We start from the raw sequence: 5,896 nt of genomic DNA on the forward strand, positions 1-5,896 counted from the left end.
AGAATCAGGTCAACCGCTTCTGCTCCAAACTGAAACCCGAAACTGCCGCCGGCGGTATAGAGAAAAGAAGGTGCGCCCCATTCACCGGTGTCTTTGGAACGTGCGGAAACAAAACCTTTACCATAACGTGCTCCAATAAAAAAGCCAGCTTTTACCATTGTTGGAAAAACAATGATGGCCTTGGCTCTTGAGATTAATACCGTCGGGATTTTTCGGTCGGGAGAATTCTGAATTTCTTCCAATACCAATTGTCCGGTTCGTAGTAGTTTCCGCTGGTCTGCTCCATCAGGACCTTGAGCCCAGAGTGTGGAAGAAAGAAACAGAGACATAACGAGGCTGAGAGAAAGGCTTTTCATATTGGCTCCAGTTAAGTTTGCTGTATCTACTATAAATGATGTCAGATATATAATTCAACCTCGTTGGCCCTGGTGAATCAAACGTATGGGTTGCAAACCTCCCAAATTGAAAATTTAATTTTGCGCTTTTGGAATTGTACCCGTACCATGCACGGTCATGATGTCTAAGCGTGTGGAAAATTATTTGGGGAAAGAGGGATCGTTATCCACGGGGGTGGAGGGGTTCGAATTTCGCCAACAGCAAATGCACATGGCGGCGGCTGTGGAAGAAGCTTTTGATAGCGCAAGGCATTTAATTGTTGAAGCGGGAACAGGTACAGGTAAAAGCCTGGCCTACCTGATTCCGGCTATTTTATGGGCTGTAGAGAATAACAAAAAAGTGGTCATTTCGACCTATACAAAGACCCTTCAGCACCAGATTTTGAATCACGACATCCCTTTTCTTAAAGAAAGGCTGGGAATAGATTTTCGGTATGCGCTGTGCCTGGGAAACGAAAACTACCTTTCGCTTAGAAGGTTGAAGCGGTCAGCCCAGGCGGGGTTGTTCACCCAGTCAGACGAGGAAAAACAATGGGATGGTATTTTTAACTGGGCATCTGTGACAGAAACTGGATTCCGTAGTGATTTGCCATTTGAGGTGCTTCCTCAAGTGTGGGAAGAAGTTGGGAGGCAGAAAGACTTGTGCCTCGGGAAAAACTGCGAAACTCATTCTTCCTGTTTTTATTTCAAGGCACGCAAGAAATGGTTTGGTGCACACCTTTTAATTGTTAATCATCATTTGTTTTTTGCCAACGTTGCCAACGCTGGAGCTGTGCTCCCACCATTTGATGCGGTAGTCTTTGACGAAGCGCAAAACCTGGAAGAAGCGGCCACACAGTTTTTGGGTTTGGAAATTTCAAACTCCAGCCTAGCCTATTTACTTGACCGATTGCATAACCCACGTACTAAAAGGGGACTGCTGACTCGTGTCGATCATGATTCCGTTCCGCACCTGCGAAAGCTGGTGATGGCAGCTCGACAGGCAGTGGATGCTTTTTTTAGTCAGCTTCTGGAGGAATATGGAAAAAACGACCGGGTTTTGCGATTTTATAAACCACCGGTTTTGGATAACGGTGTTTATGTTCCTTTAGAAACCCTGAGGGAAGCATTGAAATCCTTGGAAGGCGGTTTGAATTCAGAAGAGGACAGGGTTGATGTTGCGTCTGCGGCCGAACGTTGTTTTGAGTTCAATAACGCATTATCTGCCATTCTCAATCAGCATATGCGTGGCTATGTTTACTGGCTTGAAATTATTCCAAAAAAGCGTTTTCATCGCGTGGTATTACGTGGGGTTCCCATTCATGTTGCAGAAGAACTTCACGAACAGGTGTTCGAAAAGCTTGACCGTATCATTATGACTTCAGCCACATTGACGACATCGAAAGGGTTCGAGTTCATTAAAGAACGTATCGGATATCAACCGGATGAGGAACTGGCTTTAGAAGGACCTTTTGATTTTCCTCGGCAGGCTCTTCTCTACGTTCCCGATGATCTTCCTGAGCCAGGAGAGGAAGCAGATATTTATGTGGATGGTATTGCCAGCCGGTGTCATGAATTGGTTGAGGCTTCCAATGGTAAAACATTTATCCTTTTCACCAGTTACTCCTTGCTGAACCAGGTTTACGAAAGACTGGGTGATCTGCAGTTCAAGTTTCCTCTTATCCGCCAGGGGGAAATGCCTACTGTGCAGATGATAAAAAAGTTCAAGCAGGAGCCTTCGGTAATTTTTGGAACCAATTCTTTCTGGCAGGGAGTGGATATACCCGGCGAAGCGTTACAAAGTGTTATCATCACCAAACTTCCCTTTGACGTGCCAAAGGAACCTTTGACAGAAGCCCGAATCGAAGAACTGCGTCGACAACAAATAGATCCGTTCAGTCATTACCAGATTCCCAGGGCAATCATTCAATTGAAACAGGGTTTTGGCCGGTTGATTAGAAAAAAGTCCGATACCGGAGTGGTTTCTCTTCTTGATTCTCGATTAAGGAGGCGAGGCTATGGAAAGCAGTTCATCGCTTCTTTACCGCCTTGTCCTGTTACTGCAAACCTGGAAGAGATTAAAGATTTTTTCACTTCTTTAGAGACGGGCCCCATTTCTGAAATATCAGATAAATAGCGAACAGGTTGGACCCAATCGCGGTGAGAATGATGAAGATGTCCAGCCTGCCCATACATGCCAGGATAAAAAGAAAATATGTGAAGTCCCTGTTAGCGAGCTGGTCGGACAGGCTAGGTGTTTCGTCTTGCTCATCCTCCTGTTTCTTTTTCACTATAACTCCGCCCAGAATGATAAACGAAAACAGGCTTCCACACACCGCCAACCCTCCAAACAGTTTAAATTGTGGGTCTCCAGTCTGAAAAAATAATCCCATTCCTATAGAAAAGAACACAAAAAAATGAACTATGTTGTCACAGAAAATATCGAAACGTGCTCCTGCTTCGGTTTCCATGAACTTCAAGCGTGCAATTTCTCCATCAGTACAATCCACCCAGGCAGATACCAAAAGCAGGATAGCGCCAGTCAGGTTTGAATTATAGGTTCCTTGAAAAAAATTCCATGCTGCGCAAAGTCCTATTATTAGACTCAGGAAAGTAATCTGGTTAGGTGTCAATCCCGTTAATAAGAATAAACGGGTTAATTGCCTGGAAATGAATCGTGTCAACAACCGATCCATCAGACTGTCATTGTTCAGTCCTACAGATTTTAACAGTCGCTCTTCGGCTGCGATCAAATCATTTTCATTATCTATGCGGGCAGAATTGTCACAGCGGATGACTTCTATCAAGTTATCTTCGTTTGACTCCAACAGTTGTTGAAGACTATCTGGGAAGAAAGGAAAGTCGGAAAAGTCTTTCTGGTTTGAATTGGCTGACTTCATGGCACCGGCCAGTTCTGATTTTCCCAGCAGTGTGGAACCGTCCAGAACCATGAAGCGCGTACCCTGAAGTCCGATGCCGTTGTCGATCCATTTTACTTCCAGGGTTAAACGTGGGTCTTGTTCGAACTTTCTTTTTCCTTCGCTTTGAGCGGGGTCTTGCATCCAGATTATCAGCTTTTCTATGCCCGCTCTTTGCAAAGTAAGCGCGTTTCTTAGAAGAAAAGGAATTTGTACCAGGTTGCGCCAATAAAAGACGGAGTTTGATGGCAGCAATAGTAGCGCTGTTAAAATCTTGGAGTCTGTTTCAACTTTAGGTGTATGTTCGTTCATGGATTAGCATCCGCTAATTTGTTTTATCAAGGACTTGATGTTTCACGATAAAAAGTGCCAGTGCGAAAATCAGAGAACCAATGCCAGCAAGCCAGAGAAACCAGTCCAGATGATTGCTTATGGCGAAAACTAAAATGACATAAATAAAGTTCCGGCTTGCAAGAACCTGAATCACATCATACATCCAGGAATCTTTAAAAAAACTTCCTTTTCCCCCTTTAGGAAAATAAATAAGAACAAAAATCAGGCTGCCGCCGACCACAAGCATGATAAAGGGTATAAGAGCCTGCATCCACCCCTGGGTTTTTGCGACTCCCAGCATCATTCCTGTGAAGATAAAAACGTTTATGATATTATCGCAAGTGGTATCAAGTGTCTCTCCAAAATCTGATTCCATGAGTTTTAATCTTGCGACATCGCCATCACAACAATCCCAGATAGCGGTCAGGGCCAGTAGTATTCCACCAGCGACATTGCTGATATAATTCCCCTGCGCGAAACACCATCCAGCCCAAAGACCTATGAGTAATCCAAATAGTGTCAGCATATTTGGAGTGAGTGGTGTTTGAACCAGTTTTGCGGATATATACCGCGAAAAAATCGAATTGAACCATATGTCCATGAATTGATGGTGATGATTTTTATTATAATTAAGTAGCTTTTCTTCGGCCTCCCTGGCAGACTCTTTGTTCTGCACTTCTATCCAGAAATTTGCTGCGGGGGACAAATTGATACGCGAAGGCCGCTCTTCGCTGCCAACTCCTTCTGCGCTTTGATGCAAAGAGGAAAATATGGCTGGAGGCATTAGATACAAGCCTCCCGGTTTTTCCGGTTCAAGAGCCAGGCAATGAATATTGTCAGGCTCATTGAGTCCGGCTTCCATGAACTGCTGAACCACTTTTTGATGAGTGACTAAATTGCCGTTCACCAAAAGAAACGGTTCGCTTGGCAATGTTATCTCCTCAACTGTGTTTGTTTCAAAGAAACTGGTGCGGTCATACCAGTGCAGGAGACTTTTGAATCTGGAATCTTTTTCAATTCTGTTTTTATGGGTTTTTATTTCTTGATCATCCAGTTTGTTTGATAAAACCAGAAACTCTTTGATTCCTGCTCTTTGCAGGATTAGAACCAGGCGTTTGAGTGCGGGAGTACCCGCTATTTTCTTTTCAAGAATCAGTGAATACCCACACTTTGGAGGAGAAAGTAGAATTACCGCAAGCGAAACAGATTTCATATGCGTAAGCAATTTATGGAGCAATGGGTTCAAACTGAGGGGTGTAAACAAAATTGGCCTGGATGGATAACTTCTCCCTTTGAATTGTTGATGGAAATGGGTAAAAGGGAGCCGCTTCCTTCACGGCTTTGAGCGCAGCGACATCAAGAATTTCATACCCTGACCTGTCTATCAGTCGCACCCCAAGTAGATTCCCGTCCCTGGAAATCCTGAAAGTCAAAGTAAGATCACCACTGATGCCTCTTTCTGCTGCTTCAACAGGATACATCCAGACTCTTTCTATCTGATGTTTGATCCTGGCAAAATATGAAGCATATTTTACTTCCTTGGTATCAAGGGAAACCGGTTGGTCATCGTCCAGGTTTTCCAGGTCCTCTGTGTTCAGTGATGCGAAGGGCTCAGGATCAAACCCGTCAAGAAGAGCCATGGAACTTCTGGTTCCAGACTTGGGAGCAGGGGCAGGCTGTGGGAGTTCGTATTTTTTCCTGGTGATAGATTTAAATTTTCCTATGTCTGACTCAGGCAAAAGTTTTTTTCGTGGTTTGATAGTGGCCCGTTTTTGTGGTTTGCGGACAGTTTTCTTTTTATTAACAGATGGCTTACCTGTTTCACCTACCGTTCCTTTAGATTTTGGCACGACAGTTTTTTTTCGCTGATATTTCTTTGATGTTTTCCTGGTTTTGTTAGAATGGGCGCGGCTGTCATACTTGGCCAGCAATTCTTTGCTTTTGGGTTTTTCAGATGTTTTTGGTGGTTTCGGTGCATCAATGATTGTCCCCTCTATTGCAGATTCAGGCTTTTTTGTTTCAACATATTTTACCCGAATTGGAGGAGGCCCTTTAGGTTTTTCTTTAGTGGCAGGAAGAGTCATGTGGGCAATCACAGTTGTTATATGAATACCAAGCGATATAAGGATGAACCCTGATAATCGGGTCCGGTGCAATAAACTTTTTTTCTGCCACGGTTTCGGCATTTTATGCTCTATTCGTTTGACTTAAGTTTAGCGTGCAATTCCTTGCATTATAGCTCTATTTTAAGTTTGCAGAAAGCAGGTTCGT

At 43.9% G+C, this 5,896-nt stretch carries 4 protein-coding genes; 1 reads left to right on the forward strand and 3 read right to left on the reverse strand.

Going from position 1 to position 5,896, the window contains the following annotated elements:
• Positions 1-513: 513 nt before the first annotated feature.
• On the forward strand, positions 514-2,511 hold the full coding sequence (locus tag F3741_04050; GenBank protein ID MZG29974.1) for a DEAD/DEAH box helicase: 1,998 nt from the start codon (positions 514-516) through the stop codon (positions 2,509-2,511).
• On the opposite strand, the gene F3741_04055 is transcribed toward F3741_04050, so the two are convergent.
• From F3741_04055 to F3741_04065, 3 genes are read right to left on the reverse strand one after another with little or no spacing between them, the layout of a single operon-like run.
• A complete protein-coding gene (locus F3741_04055) occupies positions 2,465-3,604 on the reverse strand; it encodes a CDP-alcohol phosphatidyltransferase family protein (protein ID MZG29975.1) in 1,140 nt (379 codons plus the stop codon). The two genes, F3741_04050 and F3741_04055, sit on opposite strands and share 47 nt — an antisense overlap.
• Positions 3,605-3,617: 13 nt before the next feature.
• Positions 3,618-4,838, reverse strand: a complete 1,221-nt coding sequence (locus F3741_04060; GenBank protein ID MZG29976.1) for a hypothetical protein — start codon at positions 4,836-4,838, stop codon at positions 3,618-3,620.
• Between the two features lie 13 nt (positions 4,839-4,851).
• Complete coding sequence (locus tag F3741_04065; protein MZG29977.1) at positions 4,852-5,811, reverse strand: energy transducer TonB; 960 nt, start codon at positions 5,809-5,811, stop codon at positions 4,852-4,854.
• Positions 5,812-5,896: the final 85 nt, after the last annotated feature.

The organism is Nitrospinota bacterium (genome assembly GCA_009873635.1).
Lineage (GTDB): Bacteria > Nitrospinota > Nitrospinia > Nitrospinales > VA-1 > LS-NOB.